At 64.4% G+C, this 489-nt stretch carries 1 protein-coding gene; it reads right to left on the bottom strand.

Features of this window, described 5'->3' with window-relative positions:
* Positions 1 to 166: 166 nt before the first annotated feature.
* Positions 167 to 489: helix-turn-helix transcriptional regulator (locus tag EN859_RS35280; protein ID WP_135913603.1), on the bottom strand; the 323-nt coding region annotated here is incomplete at its 5' end.

Genomic DNA, 489 nt, shown 5'->3' with positions numbered 1-489 from the left:
GCTCTCCTGATCCCATCATGCGGCGGCCCAAGCGCCGACCGCGAAGAGAAGCGAGTGACCCGCGGAACGGTCCGAGAAAAAGTGCAGGAGCACCTTGACCACGACGACCCCAATCAGAGAGGACTCTTATGTCAAGCGGGAACCACTAGCCGGAACATGTCCATTCCTATTCCGAGATCAGCCGCAGTGAAAGCGCCTTTGCCACCGCCTGGGCGATGGTCGTGCAGTCGAGCTTGTAGCGGGCGGATTTGAGGTAGGCCTTGGTGGTGTGGTGGGAGATGCCGAGAATGAGGCCGACCGCCTTGTAGTCCTTGCCGCGCGCCGTCCACATCAGCACCTCCCGCTCGCGCGCGCTCAGCTGCGGCGGCTCGTCGTCGCCATAAAGCTCCCGCAGCGCAACGCGGTGGATGGCATGGCCGACCTCGGCCAGCGACGCCTGGTTGGCGCAGACGAACGCCTGCCAGTCATCGCCCGTGGCCGTGCCGTTGA

This window comes from Mesorhizobium sp. M00.F.Ca.ET.216.01.1.1 (assembly GCF_004010325.2).
GTDB lineage: Bacteria > Pseudomonadota > Alphaproteobacteria > Rhizobiales > Rhizobiaceae > Mesorhizobium.
Note: the sequence above shows the minus strand (reverse complement) of the source record. Positions and strands in the feature narration are given on the sequence as shown.